The 16,978-nt window shown below is 75.1% G+C and carries 12 protein-coding genes; 5 read left to right on the forward strand and 7 right to left on the reverse strand.

Going from position 1 to position 16,978, the window contains the following annotated elements; translation table 11 throughout:
- Positions 1-193 precede the first annotated feature (193 nt).
- Positions 194-928: a hydrogen peroxide-dependent heme synthase gene (hemQ, locus tag RSE42_RS14140; RefSeq protein ID WP_061267467.1), complete on the reverse strand. Its 735-nt coding sequence runs from the start codon at positions 926-928 to the stop codon at positions 194-196.
- Between the two features lie 41 nt (positions 929-969).
- Positions 970-2,208: a ferrochelatase gene (locus tag RSE42_RS14145; protein WP_114553513.1), complete on the reverse strand. Its 1,239-nt coding sequence runs from the start codon at positions 2,206-2,208 to the stop codon at positions 970-972.
- Between the two features lie 201 nt (positions 2,209-2,409).
- Here RSE42_RS14145 and RSE42_RS14150 point away from each other — a divergent pair, with 201 nt between their 5' ends.
- Positions 2,410-3,450, forward strand: coding sequence for a DUF2804 domain-containing protein (locus tag RSE42_RS14150; RefSeq protein ID WP_409141611.1), 1,041 nt, complete (start codon positions 2,410-2,412; stop codon positions 3,448-3,450).
- Positions 3,451-3,613: 163 nt separating this feature from the next.
- Positions 3,614-4,921, forward strand: a complete 1,308-nt coding sequence (locus RSE42_RS14155; RefSeq protein WP_085387496.1) for an alkaline phosphatase — start codon at positions 3,614-3,616, stop codon at positions 4,919-4,921.
- 171 nt (positions 4,922-5,092) lie between these two features.
- On the opposite strand, the gene RSE42_RS14160 is transcribed toward RSE42_RS14155, so the two are convergent.
- The 5 genes from RSE42_RS14160 to RSE42_RS14180 all read right to left on the reverse strand — a co-directional run bounded on the left by RSE42_RS14160 (position 5,093) and on the right by RSE42_RS14180 (position 11,934).
- Positions 5,093-6,154: a carbohydrate ABC transporter permease gene (locus RSE42_RS14160; protein ID WP_083711930.1), complete on the reverse strand. Its 1,062-nt coding sequence runs from the start codon at positions 6,152-6,154 to the stop codon at positions 5,093-5,095.
- Positions 6,151-7,116: a carbohydrate ABC transporter permease gene (locus tag RSE42_RS14165; protein WP_170982177.1), complete on the reverse strand. Its 966-nt coding sequence runs from the start codon at positions 7,114-7,116 to the stop codon at positions 6,151-6,153. Before RSE42_RS14165 ends, RSE42_RS14160 begins: the two co-directional genes overlap by 4 nt.
- Positions 7,117-7,277: 161 nt before the next feature.
- Entirely contained in the window at positions 7,278-8,678 is a 1,401-nt protein-coding gene (locus RSE42_RS14170) for an ABC transporter substrate-binding protein (RefSeq protein WP_415296711.1), read from the reverse strand.
- Positions 8,679-8,788: 110 nt separating this feature from the next.
- A complete protein-coding gene (locus RSE42_RS14175; RefSeq protein ID WP_415296713.1) occupies positions 8,789-10,555 on the reverse strand; it encodes a glycoside hydrolase family 13 protein in 1,767 nt (588 codons plus the stop codon).
- A 347-nt stretch (positions 10,556-10,902) separates the two neighbouring features.
- Positions 10,903-11,934: a LacI family DNA-binding transcriptional regulator gene (locus RSE42_RS14180; protein ID WP_043658239.1), complete on the reverse strand. Its 1,032-nt coding sequence runs from the start codon at positions 11,932-11,934 to the stop codon at positions 10,903-10,905.
- A 132-nt stretch (positions 11,935-12,066) separates the two neighbouring features.
- Between RSE42_RS14180 and RSE42_RS14185 the strand changes: the two genes are divergently transcribed.
- Genes RSE42_RS14185 through RSE42_RS14195 form a run of 3 tightly spaced genes read left to right on the forward strand, consistent with a single transcriptional unit; the run spans position 12,067 to position 16,914 of the window.
- Positions 12,067-13,842 (forward strand): beta-N-acetylhexosaminidase, encoded by a 1,776-nt coding sequence (locus tag RSE42_RS14185; RefSeq protein ID WP_415296715.1) that lies wholly within the window; start codon positions 12,067-12,069, stop codon positions 13,840-13,842.
- Positions 13,839-15,491 (forward strand): N-acyl-D-amino-acid deacylase family protein, encoded by a 1,653-nt coding sequence (locus tag RSE42_RS14190; RefSeq protein WP_415296717.1) that lies wholly within the window; start codon positions 13,839-13,841, stop codon positions 15,489-15,491. Before RSE42_RS14185 ends, RSE42_RS14190 begins: the two co-directional genes overlap by 4 nt.
- A gap of 49 nt (positions 15,492-15,540) precedes the next feature.
- A complete protein-coding gene (locus RSE42_RS14195) occupies positions 15,541-16,914 on the forward strand; it encodes an alanine racemase (protein ID WP_415296719.1) in 1,374 nt (457 codons plus the stop codon).
- Positions 16,915-16,978: the final 64 nt, after the last annotated feature.

Consider the following 16,978-nt stretch of genomic DNA (forward strand, 5'->3'; position numbering starts at 1 on the left):
TCAGCATGCTGAGCATCTTGGGAGCGTCGCCGCTCCCCCGCCGAGAACGACGCTGCTCGCCGACGAGAACGACTCTGCTCCCCGCCGAGAACGACTCTGGTGTCGGTATCGCGGAGATACCGACACCAGAGTCGTTCTCGGCCGCAGGCCCGGGGCGGGGCCGGGCCTGCCGGGCGGGCGGGTGGGGTGGGGGTCAGGCCAGGGGCTGGCGGTCCGCCCAGTCGGCGAGCGTCGTGCGCGGGCCCGTGAAGAACGGGACCTCCTCGCGCACGTGGCGGCGCGCCTCGGTGGCGCGCAGCTCGCGCATGAGGTCGACGATGCGGTGCAGCTCGTCGGCCTCGAACGCGAGGATCCACTCGTAGTCGCCGAGCGCGAACGACGCCACCGTGTTGGCCCGCACGTCCGGGTAGTCCTTCGCCGCGAGGCCGTGGTCGCGCAGCATGGTGCGACGCTCGGCGTCGGGCAGGAGGTACCAGTCGTACGAGCGCACGAACGGGTACACCGACAGGTAGTCGCGCGGCTCCTCGCCCGCGAGGAACGCGGGCACGTGCCCCCGGTTGAACTCCGCCGGGCGGTGCAGCGCCACGTTCGACCACACGGGCTCGAGGTGCGCGCCCAGGCCGCTCGCGCGCAGGTGCTGGTAGGCGCGCTGCACCGACTCGACCGTCGGGCCGTGCCACCACACCATGAGGTCGGCGTCCGAGCGCAGGCCCGCGACGTCGTACCAGCCGCGCACGACGAGGTCGCCGTCCGTCGCGGACGGGTCGTCGCCGCCACCGACAGCGGCCAGCGCGTCGGCCACGAGGCCCGCGCGCTCGTCCGCGTCGGCGGGCAGGGGCGCCGCCGTCGCGAAGACGGACCACATCGCGTAGCGGATGGTGGTGTTGATCTGCTCGTGGTCCGCGGGCACGCGCGCGGCGTCGTTCATCGGGGTTCCTCTCGGGTCCGTGCGGGGGTGTCCGCCGGGGTTCAGCTGTGGATGTCCGTGCTGCACAGCGCCGGGACGCCGCTCGGCTCGCCGTCGCGGCGCAGGCAGCAGCCCGGCGCGCACACCGAGCGGAACGCCGGGAGCGCGCCGACCGTGGCCTGCGCGACGTCCTCGCCGCGCGCGAGCGCCGCGCGCTCGACGAGCAGGTCCACGAGGCCGCGCACGAACGGCTCGCGCGTGCTCACGGTGCCTGCGCGGACGGCGGTCATCCCGAGCCCCGTCGCGGTCTCCATCGCCTCGGTGTCGAGGTCGTACGCGACCTCCATGTGGTCGGAGACGAAGCCGATCGGCGAGAGGACGACGTCGCGGACGCCGTCCTGCGCGAGGGCCTCCAGGTGGTCGTTCACGTCGGGCTCGAGCCACGGCTGGCTCGGCGGGCCGGACCGCGAGCAGTACGCGAGGTCCCACGCGACGTCGTGGCCCAGGCGCGCCGAGACCTCCGCGGCGATGACGCGCGCGAGGTCGAGGTGCTGCTCGGAGTACGTCGCGAACGAGATGCGCGACGCCGCCTCCATCGTGTCCGGGATGGAGTGCGTGACGAACACGAGCCGCGCGGCCGCGCCGTCGCCGCCCTTGTCCGCGAGCGCCGCGTAGCCGTCGAGCACCGCGTCGACGTTCGCCTGCGCGAAGCCCGGGTGGTTGAAGTAGGAGCGCACCTTGTCGAACTGCACGCCCGTGGAGCCGTCGGGGCCGAGCTGGCCGCGCCCGTCGAGCACGACCGCGAGGTCCTCGCGGTACTGGCGGCAGCCCGAGTACGACGAGTACGCGGACGTCACGAGCGCGACGGCGTTCTTCGCGCCCAGCGCCTCGAGCTCGTCGATCGCGTCGGTCGTGTACGGCTCCCAGTTGCGGTTGCCCCACACGACGGGCAGCTCGACGCCGCGGCGCGCGAGCTCGGCCTCGAGCGCCGCCTTGAGCGCGAGGTTCTGCTCGTTGATGGGGCTCTTGCCGCCGAAGCCGTAGTAGTGCTCGCCGACCTCCTCGAGGCGGGAGTCCGGGATGCCCTTGCCCGCGGTGACGTTGCGCAGGAACGGCACGACGTCCTCGGGCTTGTTGGGCCCGCCGAACGAGTACAGCAGCAGCGCGTCGTACGGGCGCAGGTCGGGCGCAGGGCCGGGGTCGACGGTGCTCGCGGGGGTGGCGGCGGGCTCGACGGGCTCGACAGGCTCGGCGGCCCGGCCCGTGTCGGCAGTGACGTCCTGGGGGGAGAACGGGGGCATGCTCCCGATCATGGCACCCGCTCCTGAGCCCGCTCGTCCGGAAGCGGGCACCTCGGACGTGACATTGACGGGACAGAGTGTCACCTCGTCCCTCGCGAGGCCGGTCGCACCCTAGACTCGGGCCGCTCGTCCCTCGGGCCGCGCCGCGGGCACCGACGCCCGCGCACGAGCCGCCCGAGCCGACCACGTGGAGGTGGAGCCGTGCCGCTCCCGGAGATCACCGAGCGCGTGCCGCTCACGCGCCCCGACGGCCGCCTCGACCGCCGGGCCGTCGGCTGGGCCCGCCAGCCCCTCGTCGACACCGACGCGATCGGGCGCCGCGGGGCGGGCGGCCCGCGCCGGTTCGGCCGGAACAAGCGCTGGGAGTACTGGGGCGTCACCACCCCGACGCACGTCCTCGCCCTCACCGTCTCCTCGATCGACTACGCCGCGGTGCACGAGGTGTGGGTCCTGGACCGGGAGTCGGGCCGGACGTGGGGTGCCGCCGCGACCGTGGCGCCGGCGCGCGGCGTCGAGCTCCCCGGCACGCTGGGCGACGGCCCGGCGCGCGCCCGGGCGAGGAACCTCGCGATCGACCTCGACGAGGTCGACGGCGGCACGCGTCTGCGGGCACGCACGCGCGACGTCTCGTTCGACGTCGTCGCCACGCTGCCGCCGGGTCACGAGCGGCTCGCAGTGGTGGTCCCGTGGAGCGACACGCGGTTCCAGTACACGGTCAAGGACGTGGCCCGCCCGGCGCACGGGACGCTGTGGGTCGACGGCCGGACGGTCGACGTGCCCGCCGGGTCGTCGTGGGCAGTGCTCGACCACGGCCGCGGGCGCTGGCCGTACGACGTCCGGTGGAACTGGGGCGCGGGATCGGGCGAGAGCCACGGCCGGGTCGTCGGGATCCAGGTGGGCGGCCGCTGGACGGTCGGCACGGGATCGACCGAGAACGCGGTCCTCGTCGACGGGCGCCTCCACCACCTCCCCGACGAGCTCGTGTGGGACTACGACCTCGCCGACCCGGACCGGCCGTGGCGCGTCACCGGCGGCGGCCTCGACGCGACGTTCGTGCCCTTCCACACCAAGGTCACGCGCACGCACCTCGGGGTCGTCTCGTCGTCGACCGACCAGTGCTTCGGGCACTGGTCGGGCACGTTCACGCCGCCGGCCGCGCCGGGTGCGGGCGGCACCCCGCCCGCGCCGGTGCGGTTCGACGGGCTCGTCGGCTGGGCCGAGGAGGTCCACAACCGCTGGTGACCGCCCCGCACCCCGGCCCGGCTTGCCAGTCCCCCGCCCCTGCCTAGCGTGGGGAACGTCCCGACGGCACCGACGCCGTCGGGCGTGCCCCGCGACGACGGCGACCCCGTCCGCGGCGGCCGTGCCGGCACCGGAGCCGGCGCCGGTGGGAAAGGGGAGTCTCATGCAGGCACGACGAGGACGGTTCAGCGCGGGGACGACGGGGGTCGCGGCCGCCGCGGCGCTCGTGATGCTCCTGCCGCTCGGCGGCGGTGGCGAGCGCGGCGACGACCGGGGCGGCGACCGCGGCGGCGGCCAGGGCCACGGGAACGACCGCGCCCGCAACGTCATCTTCATCCAGGGCGACGGGCTCGGGCTCTCGCACCGCGAGCTGATCCGGCTCGCGACGGTGGGCAAGGACGGGCAGCTCGCGATGGACTCGCTCGAGCACGCCGGGTGGACCACGACGGACTCGGCCGACCCCGAGGAGGCCGTCACGGACTCCGCGGCGGGCGCCACGGCGTTCGCGTCGGGGGTCCGGACGTACAACGGGGCGGTGGGCGTCGACGTCGACGGCAACCCGGTCCCGACGCTCCTCGAGGCGGCCCGGGGCGCGGGCAAGGCCACCGGACTCGTCACGACGGCGCAGGTCACCGACGCGACACCGGCGGCGTTCGGCGCGCACGTGCCCGACCGGGGCGACCAGAGCGAGATCGCGCGCCAGCTCCTCGAGGGCTCACGGCCCGACGTCGTCCTCGGCGGCGGCGAGGACTGGTGGTACCCGGCGGGCGACCCCGGCGCGTGGGAGGACAACCCCGCCAAGGACCCGACCGAGCAGAGCAAGGGGACGAAGGGGAACCTGGTCGAGCGCGCGCAGGACCTCGGCTACACGTACGTGAGCGACGCCGAGGGGCTCGCGGACGCGCGCGGGCGCAAGCTGCTCGGCCTGTTCGCGAACGAGGAGATGTTCGAGCAGCGCAACGAGGGCGAGGGCGACCTCTACGAGCCGGAGGTGCCGCTCGTCGACATGACGGCCAAGGCGCTCGACGTGCTGTCGCGCGATCGCGACGGGTTCTTCCTGCTCGTCGAGGAGGAGGGCGTGGACGAGTTCGCGCACCGCTCCAACGCGACGCGCACGATCCAGGCCGGGCAGGCGCTCGACGAGACCGTCGCGCTGGCGCTCGACTTCCAGAAGCGGAACCGGGACACGCTCGTGCTCGTCGTGGGCGACCACGCGACGGGCGGGCTCGCGATCGAGAACGTCGACCCCGACGACGAGGGCGGCGAGGGCGCGACGGCCGAGGACGGCCCGTTCGACCTCGCGGGCTCCGACCTGCAGTTCACCGTCGACTGGACGACGGGCGGCCACACGGGCGAGGCGACGCCGATCACCGCGCAGGGCCCGGGCGCCGCACGGCTCGCGGGCGCGCAGCGCAACACCGATGTCCACGACGCCGTCCTGCGCGCGATGCAGCCCCGCGGCCGCGGCTGAGCCCCGGGGAGCCGCCCGGCCCCGCGCCGCCGACCACGGCCCTGGCGCCGCCGAGCACGGGGTAGGCGACCGGAATCGTCTCGATCCGGTCGCCGACCCCGTGCTCGACGGAGAGGTGGGGGCGGAGAGGGGGTGCGGGGCGGGGACCGAGGGGGCAGAGCGCCAGGGGGGTCAGCCCTTGACCGCTCCTCCGAGGCCGGCGCCCTGGAGGAACATGCGCTGGAAGGCGAGGAACAGGCCGACGGGGATGAGGGTCGAGATCGCGAGCGCGGCGAGGAAGACGCCGAGGTCGGTCGACGCCTCGATGGACGGCAGGCGCACGGACAGCGGCTGGATCGCCGGGTCCTTGAGGACGAGCAGCGGCCAGAGGAAGTCCTTCCAGGCCGCGATGACCGCGAACACCGAGACGACGCCGACGATCGGGCGCGACATCGGCAGCACGACCGACCAGAACAGCCGGTAGGGCCCGGCGCCGTCCATGCGCGCGGCCTCGAACACCTCGCGCGGCAGGCTGTCGAAGAACCGCTGGACGAGCAGCACGTTGAACGCGCTCGCGCCCGCGGGCAGCCACACTGCCCAGAAGCTGTTGATGAGCGAGCGCCCCAGCAGCGGCGGGTCGAGGATCGTCAGGTACAGCGGGACGAGCAGGACGATCGCGGGCACGAACATCGTCGACAGCACGAGCGCCTGCACGACCTTCCCGTACCGCGGGCGCAGCACGGACAGCGCGTAGCCGCCCGTCGTCGCGACGAGGATCTGCGACGCCCACGACCCGACCGCGAGCCAGATCGTGTTGAGGAAGTACCGGCTGACCTGGACGTCGTTCCACGCCTTGTCGAGGTTGTCCCACGCGATGCCGTTCGGGAAGACGGCCATCGGCGTGCGGAGGATGTCCTGCGTCGGGGTGACGGCGTACTTCGCGAGCAGCAGCATCGGGCCAAGGCCCGCGACGACGAGGACCACGAGCAGCAGGACGTGGGTCGTGCCCATCCCCCACCGCACGGACGGGCGGCGCCAGTCCGCCTCGGAGAGCGCGCCGCGGTCCTCGACGCCGTCGAGCGCCTTGCGGCGGCGCGCGCGCAGCCGTCGGCGGTCCGCCTCACGACGGGTGCGGCTCGCCTCCGCGGCGCGGCGAGCGGTGCCCGCCGGGTCGTCGGCGGCGTCCGTCGCCGCCGCGGAGTCCTGCGAGACGACGCCGATCTCGCTCGGGTTGTCGGTGGGCGAGAGGGTCATGACGTGCTCCAGGACCGGGTGAGCCGGAAGTAGAGGACCGAGAAGACGGCGAGGACGGCGGCGAGCATGATCGACAGCGCGGTCGCGGCCCCGTAGTCGCCGCCCAGGCTGTTCTGGAAGGCGTAGCGGTAGATGAGCAGCAGGATCGTCAGGGTCGCGTTGTTCGGCCCGCCCCCGGTGAAGAGGTAGGGCTCGAGGAAGACCTGCGCCGTGCCGATCACCTGGAGGATCAGGGTGATGAACAGGACGCCGCGCAGCGCGGGCAGCGTGACGTGCCAGATCTTGCGCCACAGTCCGGCGCCGTCGACCTCGGACGCGTCGTAGAGCTCGGGCGGCACGCTCGTGAGCGCCGCGAGGTAGATGATGATCGTCCCGCCCGCGCCGGCCCACGTGGCCGCGAGCACGAGCGAGGGCATCGCGGTCGAGGCGTCCTGGAGCCACGGGTACGGACCGAGCCCGACCCAGCCGAGGATGGTGTTGAACACGCCCGTCGGGCTGCCGTTGTAGAAGAACTTCCACAGCAGCACCGCGACGACCGGCGGCACGACGACCGGCAGGTACGCGAGCGCGGAGTACAGCCCGCGCGCCCGGCGGACCTCGCGCATGAGCACCGCGGCGACGAGCGGGATCGGGTAGCCGAAGAGCAGTGCGAGGAACGCGAAGTAGAGCGTGTTCTTCACGGCCTTGCCCAGGAGCGGGTCGCTGAGCACCTGGCGGAAGTTGTCCAGCCCGACGAACGTCGGGTCGCTCACGAGGTTCGTCTCCTGGAAGCTCATGATCACCGCGCGCACGATCGGGAACCACGAGAAGACGCCGAAGATCACGATCAGCGGGAGCAGGAACACGAGGTTGCTCAGGCCGCCGCCGCGGAACCACGTCACGGGGCTGCGGCGTCGGCCGCCGCGGTCGGCCCGCGCGTGCGAGGCGGGTCCCCGTCGCGGCGGGGCGGTGGTGGCGGTCACGGGCGGACGTCCTTCGGTGCGGTGGGAGGTGCCCGACGACGCGAGGTGCGTCGCGCCGTCGGGCACCGGCGGGGTACGGGTCGGCCGGCAGGGGGTGCCGCCGGCCGACCCGGGTCTGCGGGCCGGGACGCGCGGACGGTGCCCGCGCGCCCCGACGGGCGTCAGCCCTGGTCGAGCAGGGCCTGCGCCTCGGTGTTCGCCTGCTCCAGCAGCGCGTCCACGTCGGCGTTCTCGTCGGTGAGGACGGCCTGGACGACGGGGTCGAGCAGGGCGTAGATCTCCTGCGTCTTCTGCGACGGCTCACCCACGAGCGGCAGGTCGAACATCGTGTCCGTGTAGCTCGTCATCTGGTCGAGCGGGACGTTGATGTAGTCCTTGATCCACTCCTGGTTCTGCTGGTACTGCTCCGGGGAGAACATCGGCAGGACCGGGGTGCCGACGGGCTGGTCGTTCGCTACGAGCGTCTCGGCGTCCGCGACGGCGCGCTTCTCGTCGACGAGCTTGCCGAGGTAGAAGAAGTCGATCCACTTGATCGCGGCCTCCTTCTTCGCCTCGTCCACGTCCGCCGGCATCGCGGCGAGCGTGCCGCCGGTGAGGACGCCCGCGTCGTCGCCCTCGAGCGGGAGCGCCGCGAGGCCGTAGGTGGCGGGGTCGATCGCGTTCGTCTGGACGAGCGACGTGAAGACGTCCGAGCCCGACGTGTACATGGCGACCTGGCCCGCGGCGAACGCCTGGTTCATGGTCCCCCAGTCGAGGAGGAAGTTGCTCCCGAGGGAGTTGTCCTCCCAGCGCATGGCCTGGAGCCACTCGAGCGCTTCCTTGGTGCCGTCGTTCGTGAGCGTCGACGTGGCGGTGCCGTCGTCGGCGACCTCCTGCGTCCGGCCGCCGCGCGCGAACGTGTTGACCGTGAGCTGCCAGCCGCCCGTGTTGTTCTGCGACATCTGCATGTAGCCCGCCACGCCCGGGTTGGCGTCCGCGATCTTCTTCGCGTCCTCGCGGACCTCGTCCCACGTGGTCGGCGGCTGGTCGGGGTCGAGGCCGGCGGACTCGAACAGCTCCCGGTTGTAGTGCAGGCCCACGCCGTACACGTTCTTCGCGGGGATCGCGAAGACGTGGCCGTCGGAGCCCGTCCCGGCCTCGAGGATCGCCGGGTTGAACTTGTCGGCGTACGGCAGGGTCCGGAACTGCTCGTCGAGGTCGGCGAGCTGGCCGTTCTCGACGAGCGTCTTGGCGTCGGTGAAGGGGATCTCGAAGACGTCGGGCAGCGTGCCGCCGGCGAGCTGCGGGGCGAACGTCGTCGCCTTCCACTCGTACTCCTCCGGCTGCACGTCGATGTCCGGGTTCGCGGCCTCGAACTCCTCGACCTGGGCGTTGAAGGCGTCGATCGCCTCCTGCTCGGAGCCCGGCAGGAGGGACACCACCTTGAGGGTGACCTTCCCGTCGCCGCCCGAGCCGCTGCTCTCGTCGTCGCTGCCCGAGCCGCCGCTCGAGCACGCGGCGAGCGTGCTGAACGCGAGCGCCCCCGCGAGGGTGAGGGCGGTCGCCTGACGTGTGGACTTCATCGTCGCTCCTGGGTTCCGGTGGTGCTGGGTGGGTTACGGGGTGCTGGGTAGCGGGTGCGGGTCGTGAGGCCGGGGCCCCGCGGCCCGGGTTCTCGTGGCGGTCGCCGCGGTCAGGCCCGGAGCCAGACGGCGGTGTCGGTGGGCAGGCGCGCCGCGCCCGGCGCGTCGCTCGCGCGGGACACGCTCCCGGGCGCGTCGCTGCGCAGGAGGACCTCGGCGTCCGCGGGGAGCGGGACGTCGTCGGGCCCGAGGTTGACGACGCAGGCGACCCCGCGGCCGTCGCCGTCGCCGGGAGCCTCGCGGGCGAAGGCGAGCACGTCGTCGCCGAGCACGACCCCGCCGAGCGAGTCGAGCCAGCGGAACCCGCCGGCCCGGAGCGCGGGCTCGGCCCGGCGGGTCGCGAGGACGCGCCGGTAGAGCGTGAGCACCGAGGTCTCGTCGCCGGTCTGCGCCTCGACGGAGAGCTCGCCCCAGCCGCGCGGCTGGGGCAGCCAGGGCGGCGCCCCGCCGTCGGGCCCGAAGCCGTGGCTCGTGCCGCCGCGCGTCCACGGGAGCGGGACGCGGCAGCCGTCGCGGCCCGGGTCGACGCCGCCGGACCGCGCGTGCATCGGGTCCTGGATCGCGTCGAGCGGGAGGTCCTCCACCTCGGGCAGCCCGAGCTCGTCGCCCTGGTAGAGGTACAGCGAGCCGGGCAGCGCGGCGGAGAGCAGCGCGGCCGCGCGCGCCCGACGCCGCCCGGTAGCGAGGTCCGTCGGCGTGCCGAACCGCTTGGTGGCGAACGCGAACGAGCTGTCCTCGCGTCCGTAGCGCGTCACGGGTCGGGTCACGTCGTGGTTGGACAGGACCCAGGTCGCGGGGGCGGCGACCGGCGCGTGCGCGTCGAGCGTGGTCTGGACCGATTCGCGCAGCGCCTTCGCGTCCCACGGGCGGGCCATGAAGTCGAAGTTGAACGCCGTGTGCATCTCGTCCGGGCGCAGGTACCGGGCGAACCGCTCCCGGTCCGCGAGCCAGACCTCGCCCACGAGCACGCGCGGCTCGTCGTACGCGTCGGCGACGGCGCGCCAGCCGCGGTAGATGTCGTGGAGCTCGTCGCGGTCGACGTGCGGGTGCTCGCCGGGGCCGGGGTGGTCCGGGACCTCGGGCAGCGCCGGGTCCTTGACGAGCTGCGCCGCCGAGTCGATGCGGATGCCCGCGGCGCCGCGGTCGAACCAGAACCGCAGGATGTCCTCGTGCTCGCGGCGCACGTCGGGGTGGTCCCAGTTGAGGTCGGGCTGCTCGGGCGCGAACACGTGGAGGTACCACTCGCCGGGCGTGCCGTCGGGGTTCGTCGTGCGCGTCCACGTGCCGCCCTGGAACTCCGAGACCCAGTGCGTCGGGACCTGCGAGCCGTCCTCGCCCCGGCCCGGGTGGAACCAGAAGCGCTCGCGCTCGGGCGACCCGGGCCCGGCCGCGAGGGCCGCGCGGAACCACTCGTGCTCGGACGAGACGTGGTTCGGGACGACGTCGACGATCGTGCGGATGCCGAGCGCGCGGGCCTCGGCGATGAGCTGCTCGGCCTCGGCGAGCGTGCCGAACTGCGGGTCGATCGCGCGGTAGTCGGCGACGTCGTAGCCGCCGTCCGCGAGCGGGGACACGTACCAGGGGGTGAACCAGATCGCGTCGACGCCGAGGTCGCGCAGGTAGCCGAGGCGCTGGCGCACGCCCGCGAGGTCGCCCGTCCCGTCGCCGTTCCCGTCCGCGAAGCTGCGCACGTACACCTGGTAGATCACGGCGCTGCGCCACCAGTCGGGCGACGAGGCCCCCGGCCGTGCCGCCGCCGCGGGGGCCGCGTCGGGGGTGGGCGCGCCGTCGGCGGCTCGGGGGTGGTCGCTGCTCACCGCGTCCTCTTCCGTGAGTGCGTGGCCGGGTGGTCGGGGCGGTCGCCCCGCCGGTCGGCGCACGGCGTTCGATGCCGTCCGGGTTGGTCCCGGGTTGGTCCCGGGATGGTCCCGGGACGGCCGTCGTGCACCGGGTGCCGACCGCGCCGTCGGCATGACAGTAACTAGTCGACAGCATCCGCGCAAGAACCTGACAGCAGCGTTATCGAAACGCTATCTCGACGTGTCCAGACCGCGACGCCTTCGGCCGGAGGTGGGAGCGGCTCCCGCCGCAGGGCAGACGACGAGGGCCCCGGCCCGGCGCGCACGAGGCGGCCGGGCCGGGGCCCAGGAGGAAGAGGGTGCGGTCAGGCGACCGTCGCGTCACGACCCGTCGTGCGCGCGGCGGCCGTCGAGCCGCGCACGACGAGCTCCGGCTCGAAGAGCAGCTCGTCGCGGGAGACGTCGGCGCCCGCGATCATGCCGGCGAGCAGGTCGACGGCCGCGCGGCCCATCGGCTCGATCGGCTGGCGCACGGTCGTCAGCGCGGGGTCCGTCGAGTTCATGAGGTTCGAGTCGTCGTAGCCGACGACGGAGACGTCGGCGGGCACGTCGAGCCCCGCGCGGCGGACGGCGCGGACCGCGCCGAGCGCGAGGGGGTCGCTCGCGCACACGATCGCCGTCGCGCCGGCCTCGAGGAGCCGGTTCGCGGCGGCCTGACCGCTCTCGAGCGAGTACTGGCTGTGCACGACGAGCGCCGGGTCCAGCGCGTGGCCGTGCCGCTCGGCGAAGGCCTGCGCGGCGGCGAGCTTGCGCTCGGACGGCACGTGGTCGGCCGGGCCGAGGAGCAGGCCGACCCTCTCGTGGCCGAGGGACAGCACGTGGCCGAGCGCCTGGTTCATCGCGACGAGGTCGTCGCACGAGACGCGCGGGAAGTCGAGGTCCTCGACGGACGCGTTCATCAGCACGACGGGCAGGCCGAGCTTCTCGAGCCGGCGGAAGTGCGCGTGGTCGGCCTGGCGCTCGGCGTAGAAGCCGCCCGCGAAGATCACGCCCGACACGTGCTGCCCCAAGAGCAGGTCGATGTACTCGGCCTCCGTCACGCCGCCCGCCGTGCGCGTGCACAGCACCGGGGTGAACCCCTGCTGCGCGAGCGCGCCCCCGATGACCTCGGCGAACGCCGGGAAGATGGGGTTGACGAGCTCGGGGAGCACGAGCCCCACGAGCCGGCCGCGCTCCCCGCGCAGCTTGGTGGGCCGCTCGTAGCCCAGCACGTCGAGCGCCGTGAGCACCGCGTCCCGCGTGGCCTGCGAGACGCCGGGCTTCCCGTTGAGCACGCGGCTCACGGTGGCCTCGCTGACACCGACCTTGGTGGCGACCTCCGCCAGACGTCTCGACATGCCGTCGACTATACGTCCGGCTGCAAGCGGCTTGCGTGATCCTCCCTGCGGTGAACGCACGTTTGCGGCAGCGCCGTCCGGCCGTCCACAGCCGGGTAGGAGCACACCGCGCGGGCCCGCTAGGCTCGTTCGGTGTCCTTCCAAAAGGTGCCCACCTCGTCCACGGCGGACCCCGCCGGGATCCTCCCCGCCCCGGTGACGCTCGAGCCCGGCGCCGGGACGACCGTCGTCGCGGACGGGACGTCGGTCGTCGCGGACCCCGCCCTGCGCCCCGCGGCGCGCTGGTGGCGGCGCGTCACCGAGGACGCGTTCGGCCTCGACCTCGTACCGGTCCCGGGGGGCACCGCGCCCGCCGACGGCATCCCGCCCGTGGTCTTCGCGGTCGACGACGACCTCCCGCCGTCGGGCTACCGCCTCGTCGTGGACGACGACGGCGTCCGGGTCGGTGCGGCGGACCTCGACGGCGCGCACGCCGCGGCCCAGACCCTGCGCCAGCTGGCCGGCCCCGCCGCGTTCCGCCGCGCCCCCGCCGGGGCAGGCGGTCCCGCGACGCTCGCGCTCCCCCACGTCGCGATCACCGACCACCCGCGGTTCGCGTGGCGCGGCGTGCTGCTCGACGTCGCGCGCCACTTCCTGCCGAAGGCCGACGTCCTGCGGTTCGTCGACCTCGCGGCGGCGCACCGGCTCAACGTGCTCCAGCTCCACCTCACCGACGACCAGGGGTGGCGCGTCGAGATCGCGCGCTACCCCCGGCTCACCGAGGTGGGCGCGTGGCGGCGCGAGTCCGGGCTCGGCACCTGGCGCGCCGGCGTCGCCGACGGCCGTCCGCACGGCGGCTTCTACACGCAGGACGACCTGCGCGAGATCGTCGCGTACGCGCGCGAGCGCGGCGTCACCGTGGTCCCGGAGATCGACGCGCCGGGGCACGTGGAGGCCGCCGTCGCCGCGTACCCGGAGCTCGGCACGCGCAAGAGGCCGCACGAGGTCCGCACCACGTGGGGCGTGAGCACCGAGGTGCTCGACCCGTCGGAGGAGTCGCTGACGTTCTTCCGGCACGTGCTCGACGAGGTGCTGGAGATCTTCGACGCGCCGTTCGTCGCGATCGGCGGTGACGAGGTGCCCACGACGCTGTGGCGCGAGAACCCCGCGATCGTCGCGCGCGCGCAGACGCTCGGGCTCGACGACGTCGCCGGGCTGCACGGCTGGTTCCTCGCGCGGCTCGCGGAGCACGTCGCGTCCCGCGGTCGGCGGGCGGTCGTGTGGGACGAGGCGTTCGGCCCCGCGCTCCCGCGCGACGTCGTCGTGACGTCGTGGCGCGGCTGGGCCGTGGGCGCGGACGCGCTCGCGGCGGGCCACGACGTCGTCATGGCGCCCGAGCAGGTCGTGTACCTCGACCACCGCGGCGGCGACACCCCGGACGAGCCCGTGCCGGTCGGGTTCCTCACCACGCTCGACGACGTGTACGCGTTCGAGCCCCTGCCGACCGAGCTCGCGGGTGCCGCGCGCGGCACGGCGGGCGGTCCCGCCACGGCCCCCGCGCCGGGCGCGCTGCTCGGCGGGCAGGCGGAGCTCTGGTCCGAGCACCTCGACTCCGCGCGCCGCGTCGACTACGCCGCGTTCCCGCGTCTCGCGGCGTTCGCCGAGGTCATGTGGTCCCCCGAGGCCGACCGCTCCCCCGGGTCCCCCGCGGCGCGCGCGTTCCGCGAGCGCCTCGTCGCGCACCACCTGCCGCGCCTCGACGCGGCCGGCGTGGAGTACCGGCCGCTCGACGGGCCGCACCCGTGGCAGACCCGGCCCGGGGTCGCGGGCTGGCCGCGCGACCGCGCCGAGGAGCTCGCCGCGGGCGGCCTGCGCGGCGTCGGCGGCTGGGTCGAGGGTCGCGACGAGGACGCGGGCGGCCCGGCATGAGCGCCCTCGTGGTGCGCGGGGCGCGCCTCGTCGAGCCCGACGACGGCCCCTCCGCCCCCGTCGACGTCACCGTGCGCGCGGGCCGGGTCGAGGGCGTCGCGCCCGCGGCCGCGACCGCTCCGGCGGGCGCCGACGTGCTGGACGCGGACGGCCGCCTCCTGCTGCCCGGGTTCGTCGACGCGCACGTGCACGGAGAGGCCGCCGTGCTCGACGACGACGTGCAGCTCGCGATGCTGCGCCAGGGCGTGACGAGCGTCGTCGTCGGGCAGGACGGGGTGTCCTACGCACCCTCGCCGCGCCCGGACGCCGACGGCGGGCCCGCGACGTCGGGCCTGCACGACGCCGCCGCCTGGGCGAGCGGGTACTTCGCGGCGATCAACGGCGAGCACCCGACGTTCCGCGGCGGGTCCGTCGCCGACCTCCTCGCCACGTACGACGGCACGACGCGCGTCAACGTGGGCTACCTCGCCCCGCACGGCACGCTCCGCTACGCGGTGCTCGGCGCCGCCGCGCGCCCCGCGACGCCCGCCGAGACCGACCGCATGCTCGCGCTGCTCGCGTCTGCGCTCGACGACGGCGCGCTCGGCCTGTCGACCGGCCTGGAGTACGTCCCCGCGACGTACGCCGACGAGACCGAGCTCGTCGCGCTCGCGCGCGTGCTCGCGGCGCGAGGACTTCCTCACGTGTCGCACATGCGCGGCTACGAGGACCGGGCCGGGCCGGCCTTCGCGGAGCTCGTGCGCGTCGCACGCACGTCCGGGGTCGCGACCCACGTCTCGCACTACCACGGCCCGGCCGCGGAGCTGCTGGGGTACGTCGACGACGCGCACGCCGAGGGTCTGGACGTCACGTTCGACTCGTACCCGTACCTGCGCGGCTGCTCGATCCTGTCGATGGTCTCGCTGCCGACGTGGCTTCCCATCGCGGACGTCGACGCGACCGTCGCGGCGCTCGCCGACCCCGCGGTGCTCGAGCGCCTGCACCGCGAGCACTTCCCGCACCTGGCCGACCTGTGGCCGCGCGTGACGATGGCCGCGGTCCCGACCGGCCCCACCGCCGGGGCCCCGCCGGGCCCGGTCGAGGACCTGTCGTGGACCGAGGGCAGGACGCTGCCCGACGTCGCGGCGCGCCTGGGGCTGTCGCCCGCCGAGACCGCGGTGCGGCTGCTCGTCGCGACGCGGCTGCGCGCGTCGTGCGTGTTCGCCCAGCCGCCCACGAACTCCCCCGAGTCCGTCCGCGCCCTGCTGCGCCACCGGGCGCACGTCGGCGGGTCCGACGCGATCTACGCACCGGTCGGGGGCGGCGGCCGCCCCCACCCGCGCGGCTGGGGCGCGTTCGCGCGCTTCCTCGCCGAGCACGTGCGTACGCTCGGGGACTGGACGTGGCACGACGCCGTCACGCACCTGTCCGCGCGGCCCGCCGCGCGCTTCGGGCTCGCCGGGCGCGGTGCGGTCGTCCCGGGGGCGGTCGCGGACCTCGCGCTCGTCGACCCCGACCGCGTGCGCGACGAGGCGACGTACGAGGACCCGCGCCGACCGGCGTCGGGCGTGGACGACGTGCTCGTCGCGGGCGTGCGCGTCCTGCGCGACGGCGCGCTCACCGGCGCGCTCCCGGGCCGCCCGCTGCGCCCGGGCGCCCCGGCGGCGTGAGTCTCCCCCTGCACCCGTCCACGAGAGCCCCGTCCCCGAGGAGGACCCCATGACCGGCACGCACGACGCCGCGCGGCCCGCACCCGACCGCCCCTGGGCGGGCGACGTCGTCGGGCCCCGGACCAAGGGCCTGCGGCTCCCGGCCGGGACCACCGTCGCGGACGTGCTCGCGGGCTCGCCGCGCGTCACCGACGCCGCGTTCTCCTGGCCGCTGCTCACGCTCGACCACGCGGCGCTCGACCACAACGTCGGCACCGTCGCGCGCGTGTGCGCCGAGCGCGGGGTCGAGCACGCGCCGCACGTGAAGACGACGATGTCGCGCGCGCTCTACGCGCGCCAGGCCGCGGCCGGGGCGTGGGGCGCGACGGTCGCGACGCCGTCCCAGCTGCGCACGGTGCGCGACTGGGGCGTGCCGCGCGTGCTGCTCGCCAACGAGCTGCTCGACCCGCGCGAGATCGCGTGGCTGCGCGACGACCTGGCGCACGCCGAGGCCGCGGGAGACGACGCCGAGGTGTGGCTGTGCGTCGACTCGCCGCACGGGGTCGACCTGCTCGCCCGCGGGTTCGCCGACGCCCCCGCCGCCGTCCGCGCTCGCCTCGGCGTGCTCGTCGAGCTTGGTGTCCCCGGCGGGCGCACCGGCGTCCGCAGCACCGCCGCGGCGCTCGACCTCGCGCGCGCGCTCCGCGCGTCGGGCCTGCGCCTGCTCGGCGCGACGGGGTACGAGGGCTCGGTCGCGGGCGGCACGACCGCCGACGAGCTCGCCGCCGTCGGCGCCTGGTGCGACGGGCTGCGCGCGCTCGGCGCCGCGTTCGTGCGCGAGGGTCTCGCGGGCGTCGAGGAGCCGCTCGTGCTGTCGGCGGGCGGCAGCTCGTTCCTCGACGTCGTGCTCGCCGGGCTGCCCGGCCCGGTCCCCGGCCCGGACGGGCGCGAGGTCGAGGTCCGCGTCGTCGTGCGCTCGGGCGCGTACGTGACGCACGACCACGGCTTCTACTCGCGCACCGACCCGTGGAGCCGCATCCCCGGCGCGGAGCCGCTGCGCGCCGCCGCGACCGTCTGGGGCCAGGTGCTCTCCGTCCCGGAGCCCGGGCTCGCGGTCTGCGGCATCGGCCGGCGCGACGTCTCGTTCGACATCGACCTGCCCGTCGCGCTCTGGCTGCGCTCGCAGTCCGACGACGGCTGGCTCGCCCCGCGCGAGCTCGCCGGCACCCGTGTCACCGCGCTCAACGACCAGCACCTCTACCTCGCGCTGGACGCGGACGAGGCCGGCGGCGGGCAGGTCGGCGGTCCCGCCACCGCCCAGGTCCGCCCGGGCGACGTCGTCGGCTTCGGCATCTCCCACCCCTGCACGACGTTCGACCGGTGGCGCGTCGCCGCCGTCGTGCGGGGCGACGAGGTCGTGGACCTCGCGACGATCGACCTCTGACCCACCCCGACGACCCGCACGACCCCGCACGAGTCCCAGACACCCAGACGCTCCGAGAGGACCC

Origin of the sequence: Cellulosimicrobium sp. SJTW-1 (assembly GCF_047716875.1) — a bacterium.
Classification (GTDB): domain Bacteria; phylum Actinomycetota; class Actinomycetes; order Actinomycetales; family Cellulomonadaceae; genus Cellulosimicrobium; species Cellulosimicrobium funkei.